Genomic DNA, 24,377 nt, shown 5'->3' on the forward strand with positions numbered 1-24,377 from the left:
CCCGTGGTCAGCATGCGCGGTACGCCAGCCACAACGCGAATCGCCCGGGCAAGCCGGGCGATTCGTTCACAGCGGCGTGATCAGAACGCCAGGCCGACCTTCAGGCCAACCTGCTCTTGCTTGAGCTTGCTGTTTTCCGCCAGCACGGTGTCGCTGTCGAGTTTGTAGTTGGTGCGGGTGTAGTACAGGCTGGTGCTGATCGGCAGGTTGTTGATGCCCTTGTTCCACAGCACGGTCAGTTCGGCGTACGGGTTGGCCTTGTCCTTCAGATCGACGGTGTCGCTGCCTTCGCCGCTGACTTTCAGCTTGGCTTCGGCGTCGAGCGAGTAGCGCGCACCGGCTTCCAGGCGCACGGTGTAATCCGGGGTCAGGTAGTTGTAGCCGATGCCCGCCTTGGCGAACGGGGATTTGCTGGTCAGCTTGACGTCGTTGCCGAATGGCGCGACATCGTCCTGCTCGATACGACCCCAGTCGTAGCCACCACCCACGATGAAGTCGACGTAGTTGTTGGTGCTCAGCGCAGCGCGCAGGCCCAGGTCCAGGTCGGCGCGGGCCGCCTTGTATTCGTCGTCGTCCTTCTTGCGGTACTGGCCTTCGATACCGGCCTGGTAGATGAAGCCTTCATGGCCGGTCAGCTTGTTGCCGAAGTTGTAGAACAGGCCGCCCTGGTTCAGGCGTTCCTTGTCGCTCTCGCCAAAGGCGCTCAATTTGTACTGGTTGTGCGAGCCGATCACACCGATGGTCGAAATCGGGTCCGTGATCGAGTCGGCGTAGGCATGGGAAGCGCCAGCGAGGCACAGGGCGAGGGCAGTTTTCGAAGTGATTCCATTGAGTTGCATGGCTGAATCCTTGGCAGTCTGTTCATGTGATGGCGTGCACCGATCCAATCGATGCTCGCGGTGGACTGCCCACCTGCCATGGGTATTCGAGGAAGCCGACGAACGGTCGTAAGTGCTTGTCTTGAAAGGCAGGGTCGGCGCTGCTCACCTGCCATATATGACCGATCGGTCAGGTCGCCGCGGCGGCGATGAACAGCGCCTGGCGGATCGATACGCAGCCCCCGGTTCACCGGTATCAGTCGAGCTTGATGACCTTGGCCAGGAGGATTTTCGGGCCTTTCATCTTCTTGACTATCAGTCGCAGGCCGGCGACTTCCAACGATTCCTCTTCCTCGGGCACGCGCTTGAGGGTTTCGTAGATCAGACCGGCAAGGGTCTCGGCCTCGATATGGTCGAGGTCGATGCCCAGCAGCCGCTCGAGCTTGAACAGTGGTGTGTCGCCGCGCACCAGCAGCTTGCCGGGCTGGTAGGCGAGGATGCCGCGTTCGGTCTTGCGATGCTCGTCCTGGATATCGCCGACCAGGGCCTCGAGCACGTCTTCCATGGTCAGGTAGCCAATCACCTTGCCATCGGCTTCCTCGACCAGTGCGAAGTGAGCGCTGCCCTTGCGGAACTGCTCCAGCAGATCGGACAACGGCAGGTTGCGGCTGACCTTCTCAATCGGGCGCATCAGCTCGGCCAGGCGCAGGGTCGATGGCAGCATTTCCAGGAGCGACAGGTGCAGCAGCAGGTCCTTGATGTGCAGCACGCCGACGAACTCGCCCGCGGCTTCGTCGTAGATCGGGAAGCGGCTGTACTTGTGGCGTCGGAACAGGCTGAACACCTCGTCCAGCGTGGCATTGAGTTCCAGATAGACGAGGTCTTCGCGGGAGTTGGCCCAGTCGACCACCTCCAGCTCGCCCAACTCCACGGCAGAGGCGAGCACGCGCATGTCCTGATCGCTCGGGTCGCTGGCGCGACTGGAGTGCAGGATCAGCTTGAGTTCGTCGCGGCTGTAATGGTGCTCGTGATGCCCGGCCGGCTGATCCTGGCCGGCGATGCGCAGGATGGCGTTGGCGCTGGCGTTGAGCAGGAAGATCGCCGGGTACATGGCCCAGTAGAACAGATACAGCGGCGCAGCCGTCCACAGCGACAATAGTTCCGGCTTGCGGATCGCCCAGGATTTCGGAGCCAGCTCGCCGATCACGATGTGCAGGTAGGAAATGATGAAGAACGCGGTGAAGAAGGCGATCCCGTGGATCAGCTTCTGCGATTCGATGCCGATCGAGGTCAGCAATGGTTCGAGCAAGTGCGCGAAGGCCGGTTCACCCACCCAGCCCAGGCCCAGGGAGGCCAGGGTAATGCCCAGTTGGCAGGCAGAGAGATAAGCGTCGAGCTGATTGTGCACGGTGCGCAGGATATGCCCGCGCCAGCCGTTTTTCTTGGCCAGGGCCTCGACCTTGGTGGCTCGCAACTTGACCATGGCGAACTCGGCGGCCACGAAGAAGCCGTTGAGCAGCACCAGGAACAGGGCGAACAGCACCAGGCCCATGTCAGCGAAATAACTGGAGAAGGAGACGCTCGTAGAGGGATCCATAAGGGGTTCGTGTGACCGGATGTTGCTAAAGGGTGGGGCCTGGGCGAGCGCTTTGCAATAGGGCCCTATTCAGCGGCTCGGCGGGGCGATCTGCGCCGGCTGGAAATTACAGGTGAACAGGCTGCCCTTGCCGACCACGCTGGTGATTTCCAGCCCACCGCGGTGGCGCAGCAGCACGTGCTTGACGATGGCCAGGCCGAGGCCAGTGCCGCCGGTATGGCTGGCGCGACTGGAGTCGACCCGGTAGAAGCGCTCGGTCAGGCGTGGCAGGTGCTTGGCCTCGATACCGGGGCCGGTGTCCTGTACCGATAGGTGCGCACCCTGGTCGTCCTGCCACCAGCGAATGCGGATCTCGCCCTCTGCCTGGGTGTACTTCACGGCGTTGAACACCAGGTTGGAAAACGCGCTGCGCAACTCCGACTCACTGCCCTTGAGCTTGAGGCCTGCGTCGGCCTCGAGGCTGATCCGATGATTGCGCTCAGCGGATAGCGAGAGGGCATCGTTGCGAATGGTCTGTAGCAGCCCGTCGACCGCCACCGGGTGGTTGTCGGAGGGGTAGTCGGTGGCTTCCAGCTTGGCCAGGAGCAGCAGGTCGTTGAGCAGGCCCTGCATACGAGCGCCTTGCTGCTGCATTTGCTGCAGGGCACGGCGCCAGCGTGGGTTGATGTCGTCGACGTTGTCGTGGAGGGTTTCCAGATAGCCGGAAATCACCGTCAGCGGTGTGCGCAGTTCGTGGGACACGTTGGCGACGAAATCCTTGCGCATCTGCTCCAACTGGTGAAGACGCGTGACGTCGCGCACCAGCATCAGATGTTCCTCGTTGCCGTAGCGGGTGACGTTGAGTTGTAGCTGCTTGCGTGGGTTGACCGGCGAAGGCAGCTCGAGGGGCTCGAGGAAATTGCCGCGTTCGAAGTAGTCCTTGAAGCGTGGGTCGCGCACCAGGTTGGTGATCGACTGGCCGCTGTCCTGGGGCGTTTTCAGGCCCAAGAGGGTTTCCGAGGCCTTGTTCCACCATTCCAGGTTGCCGTGGCTGTCGAGCATGATCACCGCATCGCGCAATGCTGCGGTGGATTCCTGCACGCGGTCGATCACCGCCTGCAGGCGCCCGCGGGCCCGCTGGTTACGGCGCTGCAGGTGGTAGATGCTGTCGAATACCTCGCCCCACAGGCCATAGCCGTCGGGCGGTGGTTCGTCGGGCTGGTGATCCTTGAGCCAGGTGTGCAGTCGCAGCAGCTGGCTGAGGTTCCATAGCAGGTGAGCGGCCAGGCCGATGGCGATGGCCCAGGCATATTCGCCGGTGATCACCCCGGCGGCCAGGCAGGCTGCGATCAGCAGCACCAAGCGGCGGGTTATGGCGCCACGCCAGTTGCTCGTCACGTTTCGCTCATCCGCCAGCCGATCCCTGTGATGGTGAGTTGCAGGCTATCGTTCAGCCCTTGGTGGAGAAACGATACCCGGTGCCGCGTACCGTCTGCACCAGATTTTCATAGGCCTCGCCCAGCGCCTTGCGCAGGCGGCGGATGTGTACGTCGACGGTGCGTTCCTCGACATAGACGTTGCCGCCCCACACCTGATCGAGCAACTGCCCGCGGGTGTAGGCGCGCTCCTGGTGCGTCATGAAGAACTGCAGCAGGCGGTATTCGGTCGGGCCCATCTCGGCCGGTTTGCCGTCGATAGTCACGCGGTGGCTGATCGGGTCGAGCAGCAGGCCGCCCACTTCGATCGGCCCTTCGCTGTCGCTGGGGCCGGCGCGGCGCAGCACGGCCTTGAGGCGGGCAACCAACTCGCGCGGCGAAAAGGGCTTTGTGATGTAGTCGTCGGCGCCGACTTCCAGGCCCTGGATCTTGTTGTCCTCTTCACCCTTGGCGGTGAGCATGATGATCGGGATGTCGCCGGTCAGCTCATCGCGCTTCAGGCGCCGGGCCAGCTCGATGCCCGATGTGCCGGGCAGCATCCAGTCGAGCAGGATCAGGTCGGGTTTGCGGTCGACGATGATCGCGTGTGCCTGCCCGGTGTTTTCCGCTTCCAGGCACTCGTACCCGGCCATTTCCAGCGCTACCACGATCATTTCGCGGATTGGCGCTTCGTCATCGACGATCAGGATGTTCTTGCCAACCATGGGTTGAGCCTCGGTTCATTCAACTGTCATGCGGCGCATTAGATAACGGAATTATTGCAGCGATATGACAGCTGTGCGGCAAGCGTTCGTGCTGGCGCTGCTCAGCGCAAGCCATAGTCGAGCACGATGCCCAGGAAGATCGCCAGCCCGGCCCAGTGGTTATGCAGGAAGGCCCGGAAGCAGACCATCGGTTCGCGCTGGCGGGTCATGTAGAACTCCCAGGCGAAGCAGCCGGCGGCTACCAGCAGGCCGAGATGGAAGTACAGGCCCAGTTCGAAGCGCCCCCCGGCCAGCAGCAGGCACAGAAGGGTCAGGCCCTGCAGGCCGAAGATGATCACCCGGTCTGCATCACCGAACAGGATCGCCGTGGATTTCACGCCGATCTTCAGGTCGTCCTCGCGGTCGGCCATGGCGTAGTAGGTGTCGTAGGCCACGGTCCAGATCACGTTGGCGAGCAGCAGCAACCAGGCCGCCGCCGGCAGCTCGCCAGTCTCGGCGGTGAAGGCCATCGGCATGCCCCAGGAGAACGCGGTGCCGAGCACCACTTGGGGGTAATAGGTGTAGCGCTTCATGAACGGGTACAACGCCGCCACGCCCAGGGCTCCGAACGACAGCCAGACGGTGGTGGCGTTGGTCAGCAGTACCAAGGCGAAGCTGAGGGCCACCAGCACGGCGAAGAGGATTAGCGCCTCGCGCGCGGTGACCTTGCCGCTGGCCAGCGGACGCGCCTTTGTGCGGCTGACGTGGCCGTCGAAGTTGCGGTCGGCGTAATCGTTGATCACGCAGCCGGCGGCGCGCATCAGCACCACGCCGGTCACGAAGATCACCAGGTTCTTGATGCTCGGCATGCCTTCGGCGGCGATCCACAGCGCCCATAGCGTCGGCCACAGCAGCAGGTAGATACCGATGGGTTTGTCCATGCGCGTCAGCTGCAGGAAGTCCCAGATACGTGGGTGCAGGTGATTGAGCGATTGCAGCAGACGAATGTACATCGAGCGGTTCTCCTGGCGCGGTGCACGGATTATACGGCGCCGCGCCGCTGCGGGGTCAGCGGCTCGCTGCGGGCCAGAAGGCCGGCAGGAAAACTTCGGCGACCAGCACGGCCAGCTGTTCGCGACGAAAGCACGAGCGCCGCGCCCACAATTTATCCTGTAAGGCTTCTGCCGGTAGCCAGGCGCCTGGGTAGCGGCAGACTTGCAGTTCGCCGCGAGTAAAGGCCTGGTCGCTGAACAGCAGCTCGCCCAACGAGCGGCTGCCCAGTTGCTGAAGATCCAGGCCCGAGCCTTCCAGCGCCTGCCGGGCAGCCACGCTGCGGGCGAACACCCAGGGTTGGCCATTGCCGCGCAGGTAGACTTCGCGCACCCAGCCGGTACTGCCCGGCGATACGTCCAGGGCCGCGCATTCGTCGTCACGCAGGGCCAGCCAGCCCTCGCGCAGCGGCGTCACGCTGAAACCGTTCGCGGACAGTTCGGTCAGCCGCCGGGTCAGCGAGCGCTCGTCGAACAGCCAGTCGCAGACGCTGGCCGAGGGCGGGGCCGATAGCTTATCGCGGGTGAGCCAGGTGGGTGTGTGCAGGGCGGAAGGGGGCACGGTGCAGGTTCGCGGTGGGGCGGAGCGCAGAGTCTACCATGGGCGTTGCGGGCCCTCGGGCATTCGTCGCGGCCGCTTGGCGATCGCGAGGCATTGCGGTAGCGTGCCCGCGCAATGACCGTGATTAGCGCCGGAGAGCCTGTATGAAGAAGTGGCAATGTGTGGTCTGTGGACTGATCTATGACGAACGCGAAGGTTGGCCGGATGACGGCATCGCCCCCGGCACCCGCTGGGAAGACGTGCCCGAGGACTGGCTATGCCCCGATTGCGGCGTGGGCAAGATGGACTTCGAGATGATCGAAATCAACTGAGTGGGCAGCCCCGCCCATCAACCGTCGTAATAGGAGCAAGCAATGAGTGATCCCGTCGTCATCATCGGCACCGGTCTGGCCGGCTACAACCTGGCCCGCGAATTTCGCAAGCTGGACAGCGAAACGCCATTGCTGCTGATTACCGCCGACGATGGGCGCTCGTATTCCAAGCCGATGCTGTCCACCGGCTTCGGTAAGAACAAGGATGCCGACGGCCTGTGCATGGCCGAGCCGGGCGCCATGGCCGAGCAGCTCGCGGCCCAGGTGTGGACGCACACCCGGGTCACCGGCATCGATCCCGGCCACCGCCGCCTGTGGATCGGCGAGGAAGCCGTGGCCTATCGCGACCTGGTGCTGGCCTGGGGCGCCGAGGTGCTCAGCGTGCCTGTCGAGGGTGATGCCGCTGATCAGTTGTTCACGGTCAACGATCTGCAGGGCTATGGGCGGTTTCGCCAGGCCGTCGAGGGCAAGCGCAAGGTGCTGATCCTGGGCGCCGGGCTGATCGGCTGCGAGTTCGCCAACGATCTGTCGTTGGGCGGCTATGAAGTTGACCTGGTAGCGCCCTGCGAGCAACTGATGCCGGCCCTGTTGCCGGTCGAAGCCGCTGCCGCGGTGCAGGGCAGCCTCGAAGCGCTGGGTGTGCGCGTTCACCTCGGCCCAGTGGTCAGTCGCCTGCAGCACGCGGCCAGTGGGCTCGAAGCGCACTTATCCGATGGCCGCACGATTGCCTGCGATGCGGTGATTTCGGCCGTCGGCCTGCGCCCCCGCACCGAACTGGCGGCCGCAGCTGGCCTGGCGGTGAACCGGGGCATCGTGGTCGACCGTTTGCTGCGCACCTCCCACGAACATATCTACGCTCTGGGCGATTGCGCCGAGGTCGATGGCCTCAACCTGCTCTACGTGATGCCGCTGATGGCCGGCGCCCGGGCGCTGGCCAAGACCCTGGCCGGCACGCCGAGCGAGGTAAGCTATGGCGCCATGCCAGTCACCGTGAAGACCCCGGCCTGCCCGCTGGTGGTCTCGCCGCCGCCGCGGGGCACGCAGGGGCACTGGACGGTCGAAGGCAGCGCAACCGATATCCGCGCCCTGTGTCACGATGCTAACGGCGGCCTGTTGGGCTACGCGCTCACCGGCTCGGCGGTGCAGGAGCGCCTGGCGCTCAACCGCGAGCTGCCGGCTCTGCTGGCGTAGCGATCTGCCGTCCATTCGACAAAATGGCGGATTTAGCCTGGTGCAGGGCTGGCGGAGCCCCCCAGAGCATGCCATTCTCCCCAGGCCTGGCCGCAGCGTAGAGCTGTCGGCGCGCATTGGCGCCAGGGCGCGGAACACAACAACAACAAACCGTAAATGAGGCAATCATGCGTAAACCGGAACTCGCCGCCGCAATCGCGGAAAAAGCTGATCTGACCAAGGATCAGGCCAATCGTGTACTCAACGCCGTTCTCGAAGAAATCACCGGGGCACTGAACCGCAAGGACAGCGTCACCTTGGTCGGCTTCGGAACCTTCGTGCAGCGCCACCGCGGCGCCCGTACCGGCAAGAACCCGCAAACCGGTCAGCCGGTGAAGATCAAGGCCAGCAACACCGTTGCCTTCAAACCGGGCAAGGCCCTCAAGGACTCGATCAACTGAGTCCGCAGGCCTGCTGAGGTTTCGCCCGGGGTTGCGCCGCGGCGTTGAAACCTCAGCAGACCTTCACCATCCGCCAGCACGTCCACCGCACCCGGCTGTCAGGCTTCGGGTAGGTCGCTACAATGCGTGGCTCTTTCATTCGCGCTAACGGGCCATGCCATGAAATTTCGTTTTCTTCTGTGGATGCTGGGTCGTCTGATGGCCAAGGCCAGCCGTGACAATCCCGCGTTTCGCCAGCAGCTGGAAGGTCGCGATCTGGTATTCCAGCTGCACACCCTGGACGGCAAGGTCGCCCGTCATTTCATCGTCGAGAATCAGCGCATCACCAGCAAGCGCGGCCTCGCCAGCGCGCCGGCCTTCGCCATCGGTTTCAAGGATGGTGCCTACGGCTACGCCACGTTGACCGCCCAGAACAAGCAACTGGCGTTCATGCAGGGCATTCAGAACAAGGACATTCAGATTCAGGGCAACCCGGCCCTGGTGATCTGGTTCCAGGGCCTGACCAAATACCTGCGGCCCAGGAAGCGCACGGCCGACAAGAAAGCGGCCTGAGGCGATTGCCGCGGCCCGCTGATCGCGGGCTGCGGTGGCGGGTCAGTGCGGCGAGCCGAACTGCGTGGCGAGGTCGCGCAGGGCGACTTCGGCGGCCAGCACCTTGTTCAGCGCTTCCTCGGCCTTGTCGCGGGTGATACCCAGGTTGTCCAGCAGGCTTGCCGGGATCTCGCGCTCCGGGCCGTTGCCGATGCCACGGTTGTGCAGCAGGCTGACCGCCAGGTAAACCAGGTTCGGGTAGGTGGCATGGTTGCCGGCGTAGCTGGGGTCATGCTGAAAGCGCAGGGCAACCGCCAATTCCTCGGGCATGTCCCAGTAGCGCATCAGCCAGGAGCCGATCTGCTCGCGGCTGATGCCCAGCAGGTGCTGCTCGATGTAGCTGTGCGGCAGGTGCGGGTTGACCTCCAGGTGCCGGCAGATCAGCGAGAAGTGCGGCGGGAACACGTGCGCCAGCACCAGGTTGCCGAAGTTGTGCAGCAGGCCGGCCAGGTAGGTCAGGCCGGCTTCCGGGCGCTGTGCGCGGGGCATGGCGCGGGTCAGGCCTTCGATCACGGCGGCGGTGTAGATTGCCTGCTGCCAGTACGGCGTGGCCTGTTGTGGCTGATCCTTAGGCAGGCTGAGAGTCTTGCCCAGGGCCAGGCCGAGGGCCAGGTTGACCACCAGGTCGAAGCCCAGCACGCGCACGATGGCGTCCTCGACCGATCGGATCTTGCCGGGCGCCGCGTAATACGGCGAGGCCGCCCAACTGACCACCTGAGCGGCCAGTGCCGGATCGGTTTCCACGACGCCGGTGATGTCGTCGACCGTGGCATTGGGGTCGACCCGCAGCTTGATGATCTTCTGCGCCGTTTCGGCCAGCGGTGGAATTTCGATGGTTTCCTCCAGGCGCTGCTGGATGCGGCGTGCGGTGAACGCCTGCACCGCCTGGCTGATCTCCTGACGGTCGTCTTCGGGGCGACTGAAGTTGGGGCGCACCTTGCTCGCCGGCTCGCCGAAGCGCGCGGCGCTGGCTTTGCCCAGCAGGCCCTTGAAGGCCTCGGTGCCGATTTCCAGCAGCACGCCTTGCTGGCCGGACTGGATGTACAGGGTCGGCACGTCGAGCAGGCGCTCGTCATAAAGGCAGGGCGAGCTGGTCAGCGCCGGAATGCCCGGCAGCAGCGCCAGGTCATGCTTGCCGAGCATGCGGTTGAGGCGCTCGGGCTTGACGGCCGTCAGCTTGCGTCCGGTCAGTTCGGCAAGGCGGTTGAGGTCGAGCAATTGATTCTGCGGGAACAGCACCAGCAGAGCGCCCACGGCGTCTTCCAGCAGCACGGTCTGCACGCGTTGCGCAGCCGGGATGCCGGGTTGATCGTGGCGGGCCTGATAAGTCACACCGAGTTTCTCCAGCAGCTGACGGATTACGTGAGGCGGTTGGGGGGAGGTGTCGGCGATGGCGAGTTCAGTCATGACGTATTCCGTCTTCAAAGGGAACGCAACGTCCCAAGTATAACCAGCAAGCTGACGACGTAACCGTTCGAGGCGACCATCGTCCCGTCTCGCTCACACTTGCCCATATTGTTGCCCGTGGCGCAGCCAGCGCTCCAGCAGCGGGCTGACATGCTGCGGCCATTGCTCCTGCAGCGCCTGGGCGGCATCGCGTACCGCCGGCAGCAGGTCGGCGTCACGCATCAGATCGGCTACCTTGAACTGCAACAGGCCGGTTTGTCGAGTGCCGAGCATTTCTCCGGGGCCGCGCAACTCCAGATCCTTCTCCGCGATGATGAAGCCGTCACAGGTTTCGCGCATGATGCCCAACCGCTCGCGGCCGATCTGCGACAGTGGCGGGTGGTAGAGCAACACGCAATGGCTTGCCGCGCTGCCTCGCCCGACCCGGCCACGCAACTGGTGCAGCTGGGCCAGGCCGAGGCGTTCGGGGTTCTCGATGATCATCAGGCTGGCGTTGGGTACGTCGACGCCCACTTCGATCACCGTGGTGGCCACCAGCAGTTGCAGGTGCCCCTGCTTGAACTGATCCATCACCGCCGCTTTCTCGGCCGGCTTCATGCGCCCGTGGATCAGCCCAACCTGCTGGCCGACCAGTGCGGCGGCCAGATCCTCGTAGGTGGTTTGCGCCGCCTGGCAGGTCAGCTCTTCGGATTCCTCGATCAGCGTGCAGACCCAATAGGCCTGGCGGCCTTCGTTGCACGCCGAGCGCACCCGCTCGACCACCTCGAAGCGGCGGCTGTCGGCGACCAATACGGTGTTCACCGGGGTACGACCGGGCGGCAGTTCGTCGAGGATCGAGGTGTCCAGGTCGGCATAGGCGCTCATCGCCAGGGTGCGCGGGATCGGCGTCGCGGTCATGATCAGCTGATGCGGGCTGAGCCGGCCGCCCACGCCCTTCTGGCGCAGGGCCAGGCGCTGCTGCACGCCGAAGCGGTGTTGTTCGTCGATGATCGCCAGGGCCAGGTTGCGAAAGCGCACTTCATCCTGGAACAGCGCGTGAGTGCCGACCACCATGGGCGCGCCGGCGGCGATCTGCTCCAGCGCGGCGGCGCGCGCCTTGCCCTTGAGCTTACCGGCCAGCCAGGCGGTTTCCAGGCCCAGGGGCTGCAGCCAGCGGGTGAAGTTGATGTAGTGCTGCTCGGCGAGGATCTCGGTGGGCGCCATCAGCGCCACCTGGTAGCCGGCCTCGATGGCCTGCAGCGCCGCGAACGCGGCCACCACTGTCTTGCCAGCGCCGACATCGCCCTGCACGAGGCGCAGCATCGGCTCGTGCTGGCTGAGGTCGTAGGCGATTTCTGCACCCACGCGCTGTTGCGCGCCGGTGGGCTTGAACCCGAGGTTGTCGAGAAAACGCTGTGGCAGGCGCTTGGCGACCGGCAGCGAGGGTGCTTGCTGGGCGCGCGCGCTTTCGCGCAGGCGCTGCATCGACAACTGATGGGTGAGCAGCTCCTCGAAGGCCAGCCGATGCTGGGCCCAGTGACGGCCCTCGGCGAGTTCCTCCAGGTCGGCGTCCGGTGGCGGGCGATGCAGGTAGCGAATCGCCTGATCCAGCGGCGCCAATTCGTACTCCCTGGCCAACTCCCGGGGCAGCCAGTCCGGCAGGCTGTGCGGGCCGAGGCGCGCCAGCGCCTGTTCGCTGAGCTGGCGCAAACGCTGCTGGGTCAGGCCTTCGGTGGTCGGGTAGATCGGCGTCAGGGTCTGTTCCACGGCTGGCGGTTCGTCACCGGTCAGCGCGCGGTACTCGGGATGGTAGATTTCCAGGCCGGATGAGCCGGGGCGGATTTCCCCGTAGCAGCGCACTTGGGTACCCCGCTTGAGGCCTTCCTTCTGGGCATTGCTGAAATGGTAGAAACGCAGGCTCAGCGTGCCGCTGCCATCGTTCAGGCGTACCAGCAGGCTGCGGCGTTTGCCCATGACCACGTCGGCCCCTGACACGGTGCCTTCGACCACCGCATCCTGGCCGGGGCGCAGGGCGCCGATGGGCACGATGCGGGTGCGGTCCTGGTAGCGCAGCGGCAGGTGGAAGAGGATGTCCTGCAGGGTTTCCAGGCCGACCTTGGCGAGCTTTTCCGCCAGGGCTGCCCCAACGCCCTTGAGATCGGTAACGGAAACCGTCGACAGCTCGCTCATCGCGGTCCTCAGGCGTTACGTGGCAGTGGCTTGGCGACCGAGCACAGGCGGATGGAGTCGGCCAGCACTTCGATGGCCTTGGGGCGCGGGAAGCTGGCACGCCAGGCGATGGCCACGGTGCGGAAGGGGGCTGGCGGGCTGAGCGGGCGAACTTCTATCACGCCGGGTGCGTAATGGTGACTGTCGACGGCCGAGAACGGCAGGATCGATACGCCGAGGCCCGAGGCAACCATGTGGCGAATGGTTTCCAGCGAACTGGATTCCACCGTGGTGTGCTTGGCGTGTTCCTCGCCCTTGCGCAGCGTCGGGCAGGCTTCCAGTACCTGGTCACGGAAACAGTGGCCTTCGCCGAGCAGCAGCAGGCTCTTGTCGTTGAGCAGCTTGGTGTCGATCGTCTGCATGGCCGTCCACGGATGATCCGCCGGCAACAGCGCGTAGAAGGGTTCGTCGTACAGCGGCAGGGTCAGCACGTCGGCTTCCTGGAACGGCAGGGCGACGATGATCGCGTCCAGTTCGCCGGTGCGCAGCTTGTCGCGCAGCACGTGGGTGAAGTTTTCCTCGATGTACAGCGGCATCTGGGTGGCCACGCGGTGCAACTGCGGGATCAGATGAGGAAACAGGTACGGGCCGACGGTATAGATGGCGCCAATCTTCAGCGGCGCGGCCAGCTGGTTCTTGCCGGCCTGGGCCAGCTCGCGAATGCCCTGGGCCTGTTCCAGCACCTTCTGCGCCTGGGTGACGATGCCCTCGCCGACGGGAGTCAGGCGCACGGCGCTCTTGCTGCGCTCGAAGATCAATACGCCGAGTTCGTCCTCGAGTTTCTTCACGCCCACCGACAGCGTGGGTTGGCTGACGTGACAACGCTCCGCCGCGCGGCCGAAGTGCTGTTCCTGGGCGAGCGTCACGATATAGCGCAGTTCGGTGAGGGTCATAGTCTTAATCCATTGAGATGGCGCCAAGCATAGCCGCTGTCTTCAATGGAACCAACCACTCAGGGTGCTCAAGAGATGTCCGCCGCACGCGGCTTGTAAAAGCGCTGCCCCGGCGGGTGCCGGGGCAGAGGCAGGGCTGGGGTCAGCGGCTGCGGCCGCGCTCCAGCGAATAGACGAACGGGGCGACGATTTCGATGCTGCCGTTCTTCAGCACTTCCGCGGGCGGCTTGGGCAACGGCTGCGCGCGACGAATCATCTGCAGGGTGGCTCGATCCAGCGATGCACTGCTGGACTTGCCCACCAGCGTGTACGACAGCACCTTGCCGTCGGCATCGACCACGAAACGCAGGCGATTGACCCCCTCGAGGCCGCGACGACGCGCGTCTTCGGGGTAGCGCTTGTACTTGGCCAGGTGGGCCAGCAGTTCGCTCTGCCAGGTTCTTTCCGCCTTGCTCGGCGAACTGACCGGTGCCTGCTGCGGTGCGGCCGGTTTGGCTTCTGCCGGGGCTGGCGGTGCTGGCGGCGCCTCTTCTGGCGGCTGCTCCTGAGGCTCCGGTGGCTTGGGTTCGGGCGGCTTGGGTTTCGGCGGCTTTGGCTTGGGCTTCGGCTTGGGCGGTGTGACCGCCAGCGTGGGCTTCGGCGCTTCGGCGATTTTCGGCTGCGGCTCGGGCTCCTCCGGAACCACTTCCGGCGGCGGCGGCGGTGCAGGCTTGGGCGCAGCTGGCGGCAAGGGCTCCAGCTCGACGATCATCGCCGCTGGTGGCGGTAGCTCGATGGGCGTTGCCTGGGGCTGCCAGTACATGGCCCAGAGGAACAGGCCAACGTGCAGCCCAACCACGATGACCAGGCTGGCGCCCCAGGAAAACGTGCGGCTGGATTTCTTCATTGCGCGCCGACCGTCTCCAGGCCAACCAGGCCGATCTTCAGGTAACCAGTGCCGCGCAGGGTGTCCATGACTTCCATCAGGTCGCCGTATTCGACGCCCTTGTCACCGCGCACGAAAATGGTCTTTTCCTTGTCGTTCTGGGTCAGCTTGTCCAGGGCGGCGCCGAGCATGGCAGGCTGCACCTCGTCGTTGTCGAGGAACAGCTTCTTGTCTTCCTTGATGCTCAAGTAGATCGGCTTCTCCGGCCGCGGCGCCGGCTTGGCGCTGGAGGCGGGCAGGTCGATCTTGACGTCGACGGTGGCCAGTGGCGCGGCGACCATGAAGATGATCAGCAGCACCAGCATCACGTCGATGAAGGGCGTGACGTTGATCTCGTGGTTTTCCTGGAGATCGTCGCCGCCGTTTTCGTTGAGATGAAGCCCCATGGTCTTAACCCACCTTGACCACGTGAGGCTGCTGGGCGCGATCATGGCCCGGCAGCATGTCCAGATCACGGCTCACCAGCAGCAGCACCTGGGCCGAGGCGTCGGCGACCTGGGCCTTGTAGGCACTGATCGAGCGCGAGAAGGCGTTGTAGATGATCACCGCGGGAATCGCCGCGACCAGACCCAGCGCTGTGGCCAGCAGGGCTTCGGCGATGCCGGGGGCGACCACCGCAAGGTTGGTGGTCTGGGTTTTGGCGATGCCGATGAAGCTGTTCATGATGCCCCAAACGGTACCGAACAGGCCCACGAAGGGCGCGGTGGAACCGATGGTGGCGAGCACGCCGGTGCCCTTGCTCATGTCACGACCGCAAGCGCCGACCAGGCGTTCGAGGCGGAAGCTGACGCGCTCCTTGATGCCTTCCTTCTCGCGGCTGGTGGCCGAGAGTTTCAGTTCTTCGCGGGCGTCCTCGATGAGGATTTCACTGAAGCTGTGCTTGGCGCGGGCTTGATCACTGGCCTGGGCCAGGTTGCGCGCGCCCTTGAGCTCGACGATCTCGCGGCGCAGGCGGCGGCGTGCGGTCACCAGCTCGATGGTCTTGGCGATCCAGATGGTCCAGGTGAGGATCGAGGCCAGCACCAGGCCGATCATCACGCTTTTCACGACCACGTCGGCGCCCTGGTACATGCCCCACGGCGACAGGTCGTGGAAGGCTTGCTCGGCTTCGACGGCGGCGTCGTTGTCAGCGGCGAATTTCTCGAGAGAGCTGCTGAATTCGCGAAGCTTGTCGATGGTTTCCTGAGACGCGCCCTTTTCCAGAAGGAATTGGTCGCGAGTCTGATTCACTTGCTCAGGTGTGGCATCGGGGCCGAGCGCATCGATTCTGGCCTGCATTTCTTCTACAAGGCCTGGGTCGACTGCTGGTACGGCCGGCGGCGCATCGGATTGTGCGGACGGTTGCTGGGCGCTGGTGCCGGCAGCGGTTTGAGCGCTGGACGCAGGTTGCGCCGGCGCCGACTGATCAGCAAAGCCCGCGATTGGGGCCAGTATCAGGCTGAGCAGCAGGGCAAGAGAGGCGCCGAGGCGTTGCGGCCGTGCGGCGACGTTGGTTGGCTTGGCGCTATGGGCGATAGAGTTCATGCTTGCCGGACCTAAATGTGAGGGCGGTGACCTGCGCTGCCATGGGGCGGCGCGGAAAAAAAGGCTAAACATTATTGCAAGTAATTCTTGTTCATGAAAGCGTTAGTGTAACTTTATTACGTTTGTGAGTGCTTTTTTGAGTGCTTGCCAGGCTGAGAGAGGATCGGATGAGCAAAGTTGCGAGGGTGCTGATCGCCGGTTGCGGTGATGTGGGTGGTCGGCTGGCCGTGCGCCTGCATGGCGCGGGCTGGGAGGTCTATGGCATGCGCCGCAGCGTGTCCGAATTGCCCGAAGGCATCGTGCCGGTAGCCGGTGATCTGCACCACGCCGATTGCCCCGACCAATGGCCCCGCACAGAGCTGGACTATCTGGTGTACAGCGCCGCTGCCACCCAGCATGACGAAGCGGGCTATCGCCAGGCTTACGTCGATGGGCTGCGCCACGTGCTGGGCTGGTTGCAGGCCCGCGGACAGCTTCCCAAGCGGCTGCTGTTCGTCTCCAGCAGTGGGGTCTACGGTCAGGCGGGGGGGGAGTGGGTCGACGAGACGTCGGCAGCCGAGGCGCAGGGCTATTCGGGGCGGATCATGCGCGAGGCCGAGCAGGTGGCCTGGAGCAGCGGTGTACCCGCTACCGTGGTACGCCTGACGGGTATCTACGGGCCGGGTCGTGAATGGCTGCTCAAGCAGGTGCGTATGGGCTATCGGGTGTCGGTCGAGCCGCCACTGTTCGGCAATCGCATTCATGCTGATGACGCCGCCGGTCTGCTGGCCTTTCTGCTGCAGGCCGATCTGGCGGGCAAAGCGCTGGACGATTGCTACATCGGCGTGGACGACGAGCCGGCGCCGCTGCATGAGGTGGTCGGCTGGCTACGTGAACAGCTCGGGGTCGAACACTGGGCCGAGGATTCGGCAGTGCGCCGCTCCGGCAGCAAGCGCTGCAGCAACGCACGGGCCCGGGCGCTGGGCTGGGTGCCGCAATACCCCAGCTATCGCGAGGGCTATGCCGCCGTATTGCGGGAACGCTGAAGGGAGCGCCCGGAGCCGGCGCTCCGGGCTCGCGGCAAGGTCAGTCGATGACCAGAATGCCGTCCATTTCCACCTGGGCGCCTTTTGGCAGGGCGGCCACGCCAATGGCGGCGCGCGCCGGATAGGGCTGCTGGAAGTAGCGGCCCATCACTTCGTTGACGGTGGCGAAGTGGGAGAGGTCGGTGAGGAAGATGTTCAGCTTGACCACGTCCTTGAACGAACCGCCGGCGGCCTCGATCACCGACTTGAGGTTCTCGAAGACCTGCACGGTCTGCGCTTCGAAGCCTTCAACCAGTTCCATGGTCTTGGGATCCAGCGGGATCTGCCCGGACAGGTAGACGGTGTTGCCGGCCTTGATGGCCTGGGAATAGGTGCCGATGGCGGCTGGGGCCTTGTCGCTGTTGATGACGCTCTTGCTCATGGAGAACTCCTTGATAGGGCAGCCTCAGGCTGCAAGACGAACGCAGGCAGGCTACAGGCTGGCGTTCGCCGCCTCAAGCCAAGACCCGCGTCGTTGCGTCTTTTGGATAGGCGATGACGCTTCCAGGTAGTCATAAGAATCTGATCATGATCTTTCAGGCCAGATCGTCGATTTTGGCAGCTAAGCGGCGGGGCGGCCGGGCGCTCCCACAGTAGATCGGCGAACGGCAGCTTCTGCCTTGTAGTTGCCGCTTTATGCGCATAAAGATCGTTGAGGTGAGTTATGCGGCGCGTCAGGCTTTCATGCGGGTGATGCGCATGACGCCGGGCAGGGTACGCAGCTTCTTGATCACCCGTGCCAGGTGCACGCGGTCATGTACGCTGACCACCAGTTGGACGACGCTGACGCGGCCGTCGCGCTCGTCCATGCTGATCTTCTCGATGTTGCCATCGGCGGCATTGACGCTGCCGGCCAGCAGCGCGATGAGGCCGCGCTGGTGCTCCAGTTCGACGCGCAGTTCGACGTTGAATTCGCCCGTGACATCCTTGGCCCAGGCCAGCTGGATGCATTTCTCCGGGTTGTGGCGTACTTCGCTGATGTTCCGGCAGGTGTCCATGTGCACCACCATGCCCTTGCCCGCCGAAAGGTGGCCGACGATCGGGTCGCCCGGGATCGGCGTGCAGCACTTGGCGTAGCTGAGCACCAGGCCCTCGGTGCCGCGAATCGCCAGGGGGCCTTCGGCGTTGGGCAGTTCCTCACCGTCACTGGCCAGCAGGCGGCGCGCCACCACGTAAGCCATGCGGTTGCCCAGGCCGATGTCTTCGAGCAGGTCGTCGAAGGTTTCCAGGCGGTATTCGTTGAGCACGGCCAACTGGCGTTCGGCGGGTACTTTGTCGAGATGGCTCTCGAAACTCGCCAGTACCTTGTTGAGCAGGCGCTCGCCGAGGTTCACCGATTCCGAGCGGCGCTGCAGCTTGAGTGCGTGGCGGATATGGGTGCGCGCCTTGCCGGTGACCACGAAGTTCAGCCAGGCCGGGTTGGGGCGAGCGCCCGGCGCGCTGACGATCTCCACCGTGGAACCGCTTTCCAGGGCCTGGGACAGCGGCGCCAGGCGGCGGTTGATGCGGCAGGCAATGCAGGTATTGCCGACGTCGGTGTGCACTGCGTAGGCGAAGTCCACGGCCGTGGAGCCTTTTGGCAGCTCCATGATGCGACCTTTGGGCGTGAACACGTAGACCTCGTCCGGGAACAGGTCGATCTTCACGCTCTCGATGAATTCCAGCGAGTTGCCGGCGCGCTGCTGCAACTCCAGCACGCCCTTGACCCACTGGCGGGCGCGGGCGTGGTTGCCCTTGGGCAGCTCGTCCTCGCTGGACTTGTACAGCCAGTGTGCGGCGATGCCGTTGTTGGCCATCTCTTCCATTTCGCGGGTGCGGATCTGGATCTCGATGGGCACGCCATGCATGCCGAACAACGTGGTGTGCAGCGACTGGTAGCCGTTGGCCTTGGGAATCGCTATGTAGTCCTTGAAGCGCCCCGGCAGCGGCTTGTACAGGTTGTGCACGGCGCCGAGCACGCGGTAGCAGGTGTCGACCTTGTCGACCACGATGCGAAAGGCATAGACGTCCATGATCTCGTTGAACGACTTACGCTTGCCGCGCATCTTCTGGTAGATGCTGTACAGGTGCTTCTCGCGGCCTACCACTTCGCCGCTCAGGCCTTCGCGTTCGAGGCAGTGCAGCAGCGATTCCTCGATGCGCGTGACGATTTCCTTGCGGTTGCCACGGGCGCGGCGCACTGCGGCGCGGATGCGCTCGGAACGCATCGGGTGCATGGCCTTGAAGCCCAGGTCTTCGAATTCCACGCGCATGCTGTGCATGCCCAGCCGGTTGGCGATGGGCGCGTAGATCTCCAGGGTTTCCTTGGCGATGCGCCGACGTTTCTCGCCGGACAGCACTTCCAGAGTGCGCATGTTGTGCAGGCGGTCGGCCAGCTTGACCAGGATCACGCGGATGTCGCGCGCCATGGCCATGGCCATCTTCTGGAAGTTCTCGGCCTGCGCCTCGGCCTTGGTCTCGAAGTTCATCTGGGTCAGCTTGCTGACCCCATCCACCAGCTCTGCCACGGACTCGCCGAACTGCGCGTGCAGGGCTTCCTTGGCGATGCCGGTGTCTTCGATCACGTCGTGCAGCATGGCGGCCATCAGGCTCTGATGATCCATGTGCATGTCGGCGAGGATGCTGGCCACGGCCAGCGGATGGGTCACGTAGGCCTCACCGCTGCGGCGGCGTTGCCCGTCGTGCGCCTGTTCGGCGTAGAAGTAGGCGCGACGAACGAGGTTGACCTGTTCGTCGCCCAGGTAGCCCGAAAGCCTGTCGGCGAGGGCGTCTATGCTCGGCATGGGAGGCTCCCCTGCCGTGCATTGTGCACCTGCGACGTACGCTTTCGACCCGGCATAGGCTTACAGAGGCTCGTTCGCCTCTTCCTCGAAGGCTGCGAACAGCGGTTCTTCTTCGATGATGTCTTCCTGGGCGACGATCTCGGCGTCTACCAGGCCGCTGGCGATTTCACGCAGGGCGACCACGGTTGGCTTGTCGTTTTCCCACGCCACTTTCGGCTCTTTGCCGCCGGTTGCGATTTGACGAGCGCGCTTGGTGGCGAGCATGACCAGCTCGAAGCGGTTATCGACGTTGTCCAGGCAGTCTTCAACGGTAACGCGGGCCATGGTGTTCCTCGTAGCGAATGCAAATTTAGCTGGGCCCGAATGGGCGAGCGGACTGAATAGTCTAGAAAAACGCCAGCATTAAGGGAAGCGAAACTCGCCGAGAGGCACGAGTTCGCGACGCAGAAAGGGGTTTTCGCGGCCTGAAAGGGCGGTTTTGCGCCGCCCATCGGCTTCGCGTCAGGCCAGCAGCTCGCTCAGCAGCCCGGCGTGGCGCTGTTGTTGTGCAGACTGCAGCAGCTGGTTGGCGCGGAAAACGGCTTTCAGATCGCTGAGCGCGTGGCTGAAATCATCGTTGATCACCAGGTAGTCGTATTCGACGTAATGGCTCATCTCGCTGACCGCTTCGCGCATGCGTTGCTCGATTACTTCGCCGCTGTCCTGGCCGCGGCCGGTCAGGCGATGACGCAGCGCTTCGAGGGTTGGCGGCAGGATGAAGATCGACTTGGCCTGGGGCATCAGGCGACGCACCTGCTGCGCGCCCTGCCAGTCGATCTCCAGAATCAGGTCGATGCCTTCGGCGAGGGTCTTTTCCAGCGCGCGCTGCGACGTGCCGTAGTAATTGCCGAATACCTGGGCATGCTCCAGGAATTCGCTACGCTCGAGCATGGCGGTGAACTGCGTGTGATCCACGAAGTGATAATGCACGCCGTCCTGCTCGCCCGGGCGCATGCCGCGGGTGGTGTGCGATACGGACACGCGAATCAGCGGTTCGCTGTCGATCAGCGCTTTCACCAGGCTGCTCTTGCCGGCGCCCGATGGGGCGGAAATGATGTACAGCGTGCCGCTGGTGGTGCTCATGGATCTGTCCTGAAACGTTGGAGTCGGGAAGGCGCGTGGTCGGGGCCGGGCGCCGCTGTCTGGCTGTGTGCTGCGCCGCGATGGCAGCGCGGCTGTTTTCAACAGCTTGCTATTCGATGTTCTGAACCTGCTCGCGCATCTGCTCGATCAGCACCTTGAGGTTGACCGCCGCCTGGGTGCTGCGCGGGTCGAACGCCTTGGAGCCGAGGGTGTTGGCTTCGCGGTTGAGTTCCTGCATCAGGAAGTCCAGGCGGCGCCCGGCCGCGCCGCCGGCCTTGAGTACGCGGCGCACTTCGGTAACGTGAGTGCTCAGGCGATCCAGCTCCTCGGCGACGTCGCTCTTCTGGGCGAGCATCACCAGCTCCTGCTCCAGGCGCTGCGGGTCGAGTTCGGCCTGCATTTCGCGGCAGCGCTCGATGATCTTCTGGCGCTGGGCCTCGAGCATCTGCGGCACCAGCTCGCGCAGGGCGGCGACTTCCTCGAGCATGCTGTCGAGGCGCTCGTTGAGCAGCTTGGCCAGCTCGGCGCCTTCGCGGCCGCGGCCATTCTTCAGTTCGTCGAGGGCATTGCCGAACAGCTCCAGCGCAGCTTTGTTCAGCGCTTGAGGGTCGCTGCTATCGGCAACCAGTACGCCGGGCCAGCCGAGCACTTCCAGAGGGTTCAGCGGCGCGGGTTGCTTGATCAGCGCGGCGACGCTCTCGGCGGCGGCGATCAGCTGGGTAGCCTTGTCGCGGTCGACCTGCAGCGGTTTGCCGGCACTGTCTTCGGTAAAGCGCAGGGTGCATTCCACCTTGCCGCGCGACAAACCCTGACGCAGCGCTTCGCGCACCGCGCCTTCGAGATCGCGGAAGGCTTCCGGCAGGCGCAGGTGGGGTTCGAGGTAGCGGTGGTTGACCGAGCGCAGCTCCCAGCTCAGGGTGCCATTGGCACCTGCCTGCTCGGTGCGGGCGAAGGCCGTCATGCTGTGGATCATGCTGCTTACCTCGGCTTGCTGTAGGGCAAAGGCTGCGATTGTAGCGCACCGCGTCGTTGGCTCCCAAACCCCGTGCGGCGCCATCGGGCGGTCGCGGTCGCGGCGCGGTGGCAAGAGCCCCTATAATGCGCGGCAGATTCTACTTGAGAGCAGGTATTTGTTGATGAAACGTCCCAGTGGCCGCGCCGCCGATCAGTTGCGCTCGATCCGCATCACCCGCAACTACACCAAGCACGCCGAGGGTTCGGTACTGGTCGAGTTCGGCGACACCAAGGTGATCTGCACCGTCAGCGTCGAGCAGGGCGTACCGCGCTTTCTGAAGGGCCAAGGCCAGGGCTGGGTAACTGCCGAGTACGGCATGCTGCCGCGTGCCACCGGCGACCGTAATCAGCGTGAGGCCAGCAAGGGCAAGCAGGGCGGTCGCACCCTGGAAATCCAGCGTCTGATCGGCCGCTCGCTGCGCGCCGCACTGGACATGAGCAAGCTAGGCGAGAACACCCTGTACGTCGACTGCGACGTGATCCAGGCCGACGGCGGCACTCGCACCGCGTCGATCACCGGCGCCATGGTGGCTCTGGTCGATGCCCTGAAAGTGATGAAGAAGCGTGGCGGCCTGAAAGGCGGCGACCCGCTCAAACAGATGATCGCCGCCGTTTCCGTCGGCATCTATCAGGGTGAGCCGGTGCTGGACTTGGATTACCTGGAAGACTCTGCCGCCGAGACCGACCTCAACGTGGTGATGACCAGCACCGGTGGTTTCATCGAGGTGCAGGGCACCGCCGAAGGCGCGCCGTTCCAGCCTGCCGAGCTGAATGCCATGCTGGCCCTGGCGCAGCAGGGCATGGGCGAGTTGTTCGCCCTGCAGCAGGCTGCGCTGGCCGAGTGATGTTTCGCTGACCGAGGAGAGCCGTGATGGATGAGCATAACGCCGTAACGCCTGCTGACGAGCCCGATCGGGATGCGCGCCAGTGGGCGATGATCTGCCACTTCGCGGCCGCCCTCGGCTTCGTGTTCCCCTTTGGCAACCTAATCGGCCCGCTGGTGGTCTGGCAGGTGAAGAAGGATTCGCATGCCTTCATCGATGAGCAGGGCAAGGAAGCGCTCAACTTCCAGCTGACGGTAGCCATCGCCGGCATCGTCTGCCTGCTGCTGATGCTGGTACTCATCGGCTTCCTGCTGATGGGCCTGCTGTGCATCGGCACCGTGGTGCTGACCATCATCGGCGGCATCAAGGCAGGCGAGGGCAAGCACTACCGCTACCCGTTCTGCCTCAGGCTGGTGAAATGATCCTCGCCTGATCGAAGAGAAAGCCAGCAGATTGCTGGCTTTTTTATTGAAGTGTAACCAAGTGTTGATTCGCTTTAGGGTGACTTCTAAGCTCTGCCACGAAATCGGCTCACAGCGCTTAAAAGGACACCCATGATCCCCATCAATCCACTGGCCATGATGCTCGGATCATTGTTCCTGCTGGTGTCGCTGGTTTGCGTCGCCGCGCTGCTGGCGTTGCTGGTCGCTTGCCTGAATGCCCGCTCGCGACGCTTCATTCGGGCGCATCCCTGGTGGTTTGCGTTGCTTGCCGTGTTTCTGGCCGCTGGCAGCCTGCCCACCGTCGAATTTTTGCGTTGGCAGGCCAGGCACTGGTTCGAGCAACGCGCGCTGAACCCTCGGCTGGACAGCGAGCAAGCATTAGGTGAGTTGCTGCTGCCCGCTGGCACGCGGGTGTGGCTGGAACGCCTGGAGCCTGGCAAGAATCTCAGTGGCGAGCCCTTGCCCCACGGCTTGCAAAGCCTGCAGCGCGCCGAATTCGACGGGCAGCCGGCGGTGATAAGGGGCGCCGCCGTGCGGCGTCTGGATTTGGGCGACACGTTTGCCGAGGTCAGCCTGGTCGACGATGCGCAATTGGCCGGCTGGCAGTGCTCGGCACAGGCTCCAGTGACCTTCCGCTACGCCGCCGGCGCGCGTTTTGCGCCCGAGCAATGGCAACTGGAAAGTTGCACGCTGGCCGCCGGCAGCCAGGTGGCCGGCATCACCTGGCCGGGGCCGATGACCGTGCACGCGGTGCCAGAGGGCCGCTGGCAACTGGAAACCACCGACACGCCGGTGCGCTTCCAGGGGCTGAAGCTGCGGCTATGGAACCTGTGGCTCGATGGGCCTTACGGCGCGCTGCTGGATTGGCAGGCCGAGTTGACCGAACCGCTCGAGTTCGGCCCCATGCAGTATCCGGCGACCACCCGGGTACGGGCCTTTCACGGCAACCTGCTGTTCAGCCCGCTGGTCGAAGCGCCTGGCGTCGAGCGCCTGAGTGGCAAGCCGATCGAGCCCGACCTGTCGGTCGAGCAGGATGCTGCCGGTGAGGTGCTGGGCACTCACCGCAATGACGACGTTGGCGTGGTCGACTGGTTCAAGGTCGTGCCCTGAACCGGTTCAGCTGCGGTCGGCCAGCACACCGATCAGGAACATCACCACCAGCAGCACCGGCGCCAGGGTGTAGTTGTTGAAGTGGCCCAGCAGCTGGGTGAGCAGCGGCGTCAGGTAGACCAGCGCCAGGCCGTAGCCGACCACGCAGACCGCGACGAATATCAAGGTGCGCAGCACGAAATTGAGGCTGCCGATGCGTCCCTGTATCCAGGCATTGATCGCCGGGCCGAACAGCACCAGCAGGGTGGCCATGAGCCCCAGGGAAATCTCGCTGAGGTGGCCGCGGCTCCAGCGTGACACGGTGGCGATCAAGTCCAGCACATAATCCATGGTTGTTCCTCAGACGTGACGATTGAATCCTGCTGCCTCGGATCATCCGGCGCGCCGTTGGTTCGCCGGGCGC

General features: G+C 64.3%; 25 protein-coding genes and 1 pseudogene. 8 read left to right on the top strand and 18 right to left on the bottom strand.

The window, feature by feature from the left end; genetic code table 11:
• Positions 1-80: 80 nt before the first annotated feature.
• From BVH06_RS22780 to BVH06_RS22805, 6 genes are all read right to left on the bottom strand, one after another.
• Complete coding sequence (locus BVH06_RS22780; RefSeq protein ID WP_075928442.1) at positions 81-839, bottom strand: hypothetical protein; 759 nt, start codon at positions 837-839, stop codon at positions 81-83.
• Between the two features lie 235 nt (positions 840-1,074).
• Positions 1,075-2,415 (bottom strand): hemolysin family protein, encoded by a 1,341-nt coding sequence (locus BVH06_RS22785; protein ID WP_075928443.1) that lies wholly within the window; start codon positions 2,413-2,415, stop codon positions 1,075-1,077.
• 69 nt (positions 2,416-2,484) lie between these two features.
• On the bottom strand, positions 2,485-3,792 hold the full coding sequence (gene phoR / locus BVH06_RS22790) for a phosphate regulon sensor histidine kinase PhoR (RefSeq protein ID WP_075928444.1): 1,308 nt from the start codon (positions 3,790-3,792) through the stop codon (positions 2,485-2,487).
• Positions 3,793-3,844: 52 nt separating this feature from the next.
• Complete coding sequence (gene phoB / locus BVH06_RS22795) at positions 3,845-4,534, bottom strand: phosphate regulon transcriptional regulator PhoB (protein WP_070885833.1); 690 nt, start codon at positions 4,532-4,534, stop codon at positions 3,845-3,847.
• 101 nt (positions 4,535-4,635) lie between these two features.
• Positions 4,636-5,526 (bottom strand): 4-hydroxybenzoate octaprenyltransferase, encoded by an 891-nt coding sequence (gene ubiA / locus BVH06_RS22800; RefSeq protein WP_075935583.1) that lies wholly within the window; start codon positions 5,524-5,526, stop codon positions 4,636-4,638.
• Positions 5,527-5,581: 55 nt separating this feature from the next.
• Positions 5,582-6,124 carry a chorismate lyase gene (locus tag BVH06_RS22805; RefSeq protein WP_075935584.1) on the bottom strand — a complete coding sequence of 181 codons (543 nt, stop codon included), beginning with the start codon at positions 6,122-6,124 and terminating at the stop codon, positions 5,582-5,584.
• A gap of 143 nt (positions 6,125-6,267) precedes the next feature.
• On the opposite strand from BVH06_RS22805, the gene BVH06_RS22810 reads away from it, so the two are divergent.
• The 4 genes from BVH06_RS22810 (at position 6,268) to BVH06_RS22825 (ending at position 8,618) form a co-directional block, all read left to right on the top strand.
• A complete protein-coding gene (locus tag BVH06_RS22810) occupies positions 6,268-6,435 on the top strand; it encodes a rubredoxin (protein WP_075928447.1) in 168 nt (55 codons plus the stop codon).
• Positions 6,436-6,477: 42 nt separating this feature from the next.
• A complete protein-coding gene (locus BVH06_RS22815; RefSeq protein WP_075928448.1) occupies positions 6,478-7,626 on the top strand; it encodes an FAD-dependent oxidoreductase in 1,149 nt (382 codons plus the stop codon).
• 167 nt (positions 7,627-7,793) lie between these two features.
• On the top strand, positions 7,794-8,066 hold the full coding sequence (locus BVH06_RS22820) for an HU family DNA-binding protein (RefSeq protein ID WP_013789407.1): 273 nt from the start codon (positions 7,794-7,796) through the stop codon (positions 8,064-8,066).
• Between the two features lie 159 nt (positions 8,067-8,225).
• A complete protein-coding gene (locus BVH06_RS22825; RefSeq protein WP_075928449.1) occupies positions 8,226-8,618 on the top strand; it encodes a helicase in 393 nt (130 codons plus the stop codon).
• Positions 8,619-8,660: 42 nt separating this feature from the next.
• On the opposite strand, the gene BVH06_RS22830 is transcribed toward BVH06_RS22825, so the two are convergent.
• From BVH06_RS22830 to exbB, 6 genes and pseudogenes are all read right to left on the bottom strand, one after another.
• Complete coding sequence (locus BVH06_RS22830) at positions 8,661-10,064, bottom strand: aminoacyl-tRNA deacylase and HDOD domain-containing protein (RefSeq protein ID WP_075928450.1); 1,404 nt, start codon at positions 10,062-10,064, stop codon at positions 8,661-8,663.
• A gap of 93 nt (positions 10,065-10,157) precedes the next feature.
• Positions 10,158-12,233, bottom strand: coding sequence for an ATP-dependent DNA helicase RecG (gene recG / locus BVH06_RS22835; RefSeq protein ID WP_075928451.1), 2,076 nt, complete (start codon positions 12,231-12,233; stop codon positions 10,158-10,160).
• An 8-nt stretch (positions 12,234-12,241) separates the two neighbouring features.
• Positions 12,242-13,165, bottom strand: coding sequence for a hydrogen peroxide-inducible genes activator (locus BVH06_RS22840; RefSeq protein ID WP_075928452.1), 924 nt, complete (start codon positions 13,163-13,165; stop codon positions 12,242-12,244).
• A 142-nt stretch (positions 13,166-13,307) separates the two neighbouring features.
• The gene (locus BVH06_RS22845; RefSeq protein ID WP_075935585.1) at positions 13,308-14,051 is read right to left on the bottom strand and encodes an energy transducer TonB; all 744 of its coding nucleotides are present in this window, start codon (positions 14,049-14,051) and stop codon (positions 13,308-13,310) included.
• Positions 14,048-14,476: a TonB system transport protein ExbD gene (exbD, locus tag BVH06_RS22850; protein WP_070885843.1), complete on the bottom strand. Its 429-nt coding sequence runs from the start codon at positions 14,474-14,476 to the stop codon at positions 14,048-14,050. The genes BVH06_RS22845 and exbD overlap by 4 nt, the downstream gene beginning before the upstream one ends.
• A gap of 4 nt (positions 14,477-14,480) precedes the next feature.
• A pseudogene (gene exbB, locus BVH06_RS22855) lies at positions 14,481-15,245 on the bottom strand (tonB-system energizer ExbB); the annotation flags it as partial.
• Positions 15,246-15,781: 536 nt separating this feature from the next.
• On the opposite strand from exbB, the gene BVH06_RS22860 reads away from it, so the two are divergent.
• Positions 15,782-16,639, top strand: a complete 858-nt coding sequence (locus tag BVH06_RS22860) for an SDR family oxidoreductase (RefSeq protein WP_075935587.1) — start codon at positions 15,782-15,784, stop codon at positions 16,637-16,639.
• Between the two features lie 40 nt (positions 16,640-16,679).
• On the opposite strand, the gene BVH06_RS22865 is transcribed toward BVH06_RS22860, so the two are convergent.
• The 5 genes from BVH06_RS22865 to BVH06_RS22885 all read right to left on the bottom strand — a co-directional run bounded on the left by BVH06_RS22865 (position 16,680) and on the right by BVH06_RS22885 (position 21,556).
• Positions 16,680-17,060, bottom strand: a complete 381-nt coding sequence (locus BVH06_RS22865; protein ID WP_013789416.1) for a RidA family protein — start codon at positions 17,058-17,060, stop codon at positions 16,680-16,682.
• 292 nt (positions 17,061-17,352) lie between these two features.
• Positions 17,353-19,461 (bottom strand): bifunctional GTP diphosphokinase/guanosine-3',5'-bis pyrophosphate 3'-pyrophosphohydrolase, encoded by a 2,109-nt coding sequence (gene spoT, locus BVH06_RS22870; protein WP_075928456.1) that lies wholly within the window; start codon positions 19,459-19,461, stop codon positions 17,353-17,355.
• Positions 19,462-19,521: 60 nt separating this feature from the next.
• Positions 19,522-19,785, bottom strand: coding sequence for a DNA-directed RNA polymerase subunit omega (gene rpoZ, locus BVH06_RS22875; RefSeq protein ID WP_013789418.1), 264 nt, complete (start codon positions 19,783-19,785; stop codon positions 19,522-19,524).
• Positions 19,786-19,962: 177 nt separating this feature from the next.
• On the bottom strand, positions 19,963-20,583 hold the full coding sequence (gene gmk / locus BVH06_RS22880; RefSeq protein ID WP_075928457.1) for a guanylate kinase: 621 nt from the start codon (positions 20,581-20,583) through the stop codon (positions 19,963-19,965).
• Positions 20,584-20,692: 109 nt separating this feature from the next.
• Positions 20,693-21,556: a YicC/YloC family endoribonuclease gene (locus tag BVH06_RS22885; RefSeq protein WP_075935588.1), complete on the bottom strand. Its 864-nt coding sequence runs from the start codon at positions 21,554-21,556 to the stop codon at positions 20,693-20,695.
• A gap of 163 nt (positions 21,557-21,719) precedes the next feature.
• Here BVH06_RS22885 and rph point away from each other — a divergent pair, with 163 nt between their 5' ends.
• From rph to BVH06_RS22900, 3 genes are all read left to right on the top strand, one after another.
• Positions 21,720-22,442, top strand: a complete 723-nt coding sequence (rph, locus tag BVH06_RS22890; RefSeq protein ID WP_074885778.1) for a ribonuclease PH — start codon at positions 21,720-21,722, stop codon at positions 22,440-22,442.
• Between the two features lie 26 nt (positions 22,443-22,468).
• Entirely contained in the window at positions 22,469-22,843 is a 375-nt protein-coding gene (locus tag BVH06_RS22895; RefSeq protein WP_075935589.1) for a DUF4870 domain-containing protein, read from the top strand.
• Positions 22,844-22,975: 132 nt separating this feature from the next.
• On the top strand, positions 22,976-23,974 hold the full coding sequence (locus BVH06_RS22900; RefSeq protein WP_075935590.1) for a hypothetical protein: 999 nt from the start codon (positions 22,976-22,978) through the stop codon (positions 23,972-23,974).
• Between the two features lie 6 nt (positions 23,975-23,980).
• Here BVH06_RS22900 and BVH06_RS22905 read toward each other — a convergent pair whose 3' ends face one another.
• Positions 23,981-24,304 carry a DUF3392 domain-containing protein gene (locus tag BVH06_RS22905; protein ID WP_070885853.1) on the bottom strand — a complete coding sequence of 108 codons (324 nt, stop codon included), beginning with the start codon at positions 24,302-24,304 and terminating at the stop codon, positions 23,981-23,983.
• Positions 24,305-24,377 lie beyond the last annotated feature (73 nt).

The organism is Pseudomonas sp. PA27(2017) (genome assembly GCF_001945445.1).
Taxonomy (GTDB): Bacteria; Pseudomonadota; Gammaproteobacteria; order Pseudomonadales; family Pseudomonadaceae; genus Aquipseudomonas.

What these genes read in the sequence shown, in the direction of transcription:
- BVH06_RS22895 (WP_075935589.1), top strand. Translation starts at nt 22,469, where the DNA reads ATGGATGAGCATAACGCCGTAACGCCTGCTGACGAGCCCGATCGGGAT.
- BVH06_RS22840 (WP_075928452.1), bottom strand. Translation starts at nt 13,165, where the DNA reads ATGACCCTCACCGAACTGCGCTATATCGTGACGCTCGCCCAGGAACAG.
- recG (WP_075928451.1), bottom strand. Translation starts at nt 12,233, where the DNA reads ATGAGCGAGCTGTCGACGGTTTCCGTTACCGATCTCAAGGGCGTTGGG.
- BVH06_RS22845 (WP_075935585.1), bottom strand. Translation starts at nt 14,051, where the DNA reads ATGAAGAAATCCAGCCGCACGTTTTCCTGGGGCGCCAGCCTGGTCATC.
- BVH06_RS22900 (WP_075935590.1), top strand. Translation starts at nt 22,976, where the DNA reads ATGATCCCCATCAATCCACTGGCCATGATGCTCGGATCATTGTTCCTG.
- BVH06_RS22810 (WP_075928447.1), top strand. Translation starts at nt 6,268, where the DNA reads ATGAAGAAGTGGCAATGTGTGGTCTGTGGACTGATCTATGACGAACGC.
- BVH06_RS22905 (WP_070885853.1), bottom strand. Translation starts at nt 24,304, where the DNA reads ATGGATTATGTGCTGGACTTGATCGCCACCGTGTCACGCTGGAGCCGC.
- spoT (WP_075928456.1), bottom strand. Translation starts at nt 19,461, where the DNA reads ATGCCGAGCATAGACGCCCTCGCCGACAGGCTTTCGGGCTACCTGGGC.
- BVH06_RS22825 (WP_075928449.1), top strand. Translation starts at nt 8,226, where the DNA reads ATGAAATTTCGTTTTCTTCTGTGGATGCTGGGTCGTCTGATGGCCAAG.
- BVH06_RS22820 (WP_013789407.1), top strand. Translation starts at nt 7,794, where the DNA reads ATGCGTAAACCGGAACTCGCCGCCGCAATCGCGGAAAAAGCTGATCTG.
- BVH06_RS22885 (WP_075935588.1), bottom strand. Translation starts at nt 21,556, where the DNA reads ATGATCCACAGCATGACGGCCTTCGCCCGCACCGAGCAGGCAGGTGCC.
- BVH06_RS22780 (WP_075928442.1), bottom strand. Translation starts at nt 839, where the DNA reads ATGCAACTCAATGGAATCACTTCGAAAACTGCCCTCGCCCTGTGCCTC.
- BVH06_RS22785 (WP_075928443.1), bottom strand. Translation starts at nt 2,415, where the DNA reads ATGGATCCCTCTACGAGCGTCTCCTTCTCCAGTTATTTCGCTGACATG.
- phoB (WP_070885833.1), bottom strand. Translation starts at nt 4,534, where the DNA reads ATGGTTGGCAAGAACATCCTGATCGTCGATGACGAAGCGCCAATCCGC.
- gmk (WP_075928457.1), bottom strand. Translation starts at nt 20,583, where the DNA reads ATGAGCACCACCAGCGGCACGCTGTACATCATTTCCGCCCCATCGGGC.
- ubiA (WP_075935583.1), bottom strand. Translation starts at nt 5,526, where the DNA reads ATGTACATTCGTCTGCTGCAATCGCTCAATCACCTGCACCCACGTATC.
- BVH06_RS22815 (WP_075928448.1), top strand. Translation starts at nt 6,478, where the DNA reads ATGAGTGATCCCGTCGTCATCATCGGCACCGGTCTGGCCGGCTACAAC.
- rpoZ (WP_013789418.1), bottom strand. Translation starts at nt 19,785, where the DNA reads ATGGCCCGCGTTACCGTTGAAGACTGCCTGGACAACGTCGATAACCGC.
- rph (WP_074885778.1), top strand. Translation starts at nt 21,720, where the DNA reads ATGAAACGTCCCAGTGGCCGCGCCGCCGATCAGTTGCGCTCGATCCGC.
- BVH06_RS22860 (WP_075935587.1), top strand. Translation starts at nt 15,782, where the DNA reads ATGAGCAAAGTTGCGAGGGTGCTGATCGCCGGTTGCGGTGATGTGGGT.
- BVH06_RS22830 (WP_075928450.1), bottom strand. Translation starts at nt 10,064, where the DNA reads ATGACTGAACTCGCCATCGCCGACACCTCCCCCCAACCGCCTCACGTA.
- BVH06_RS22865 (WP_013789416.1), bottom strand. Translation starts at nt 17,060, where the DNA reads ATGAGCAAGAGCGTCATCAACAGCGACAAGGCCCCAGCCGCCATCGGC.
- exbD (WP_070885843.1), bottom strand. Translation starts at nt 14,476, where the DNA reads ATGGGGCTTCATCTCAACGAAAACGGCGGCGACGATCTCCAGGAAAAC.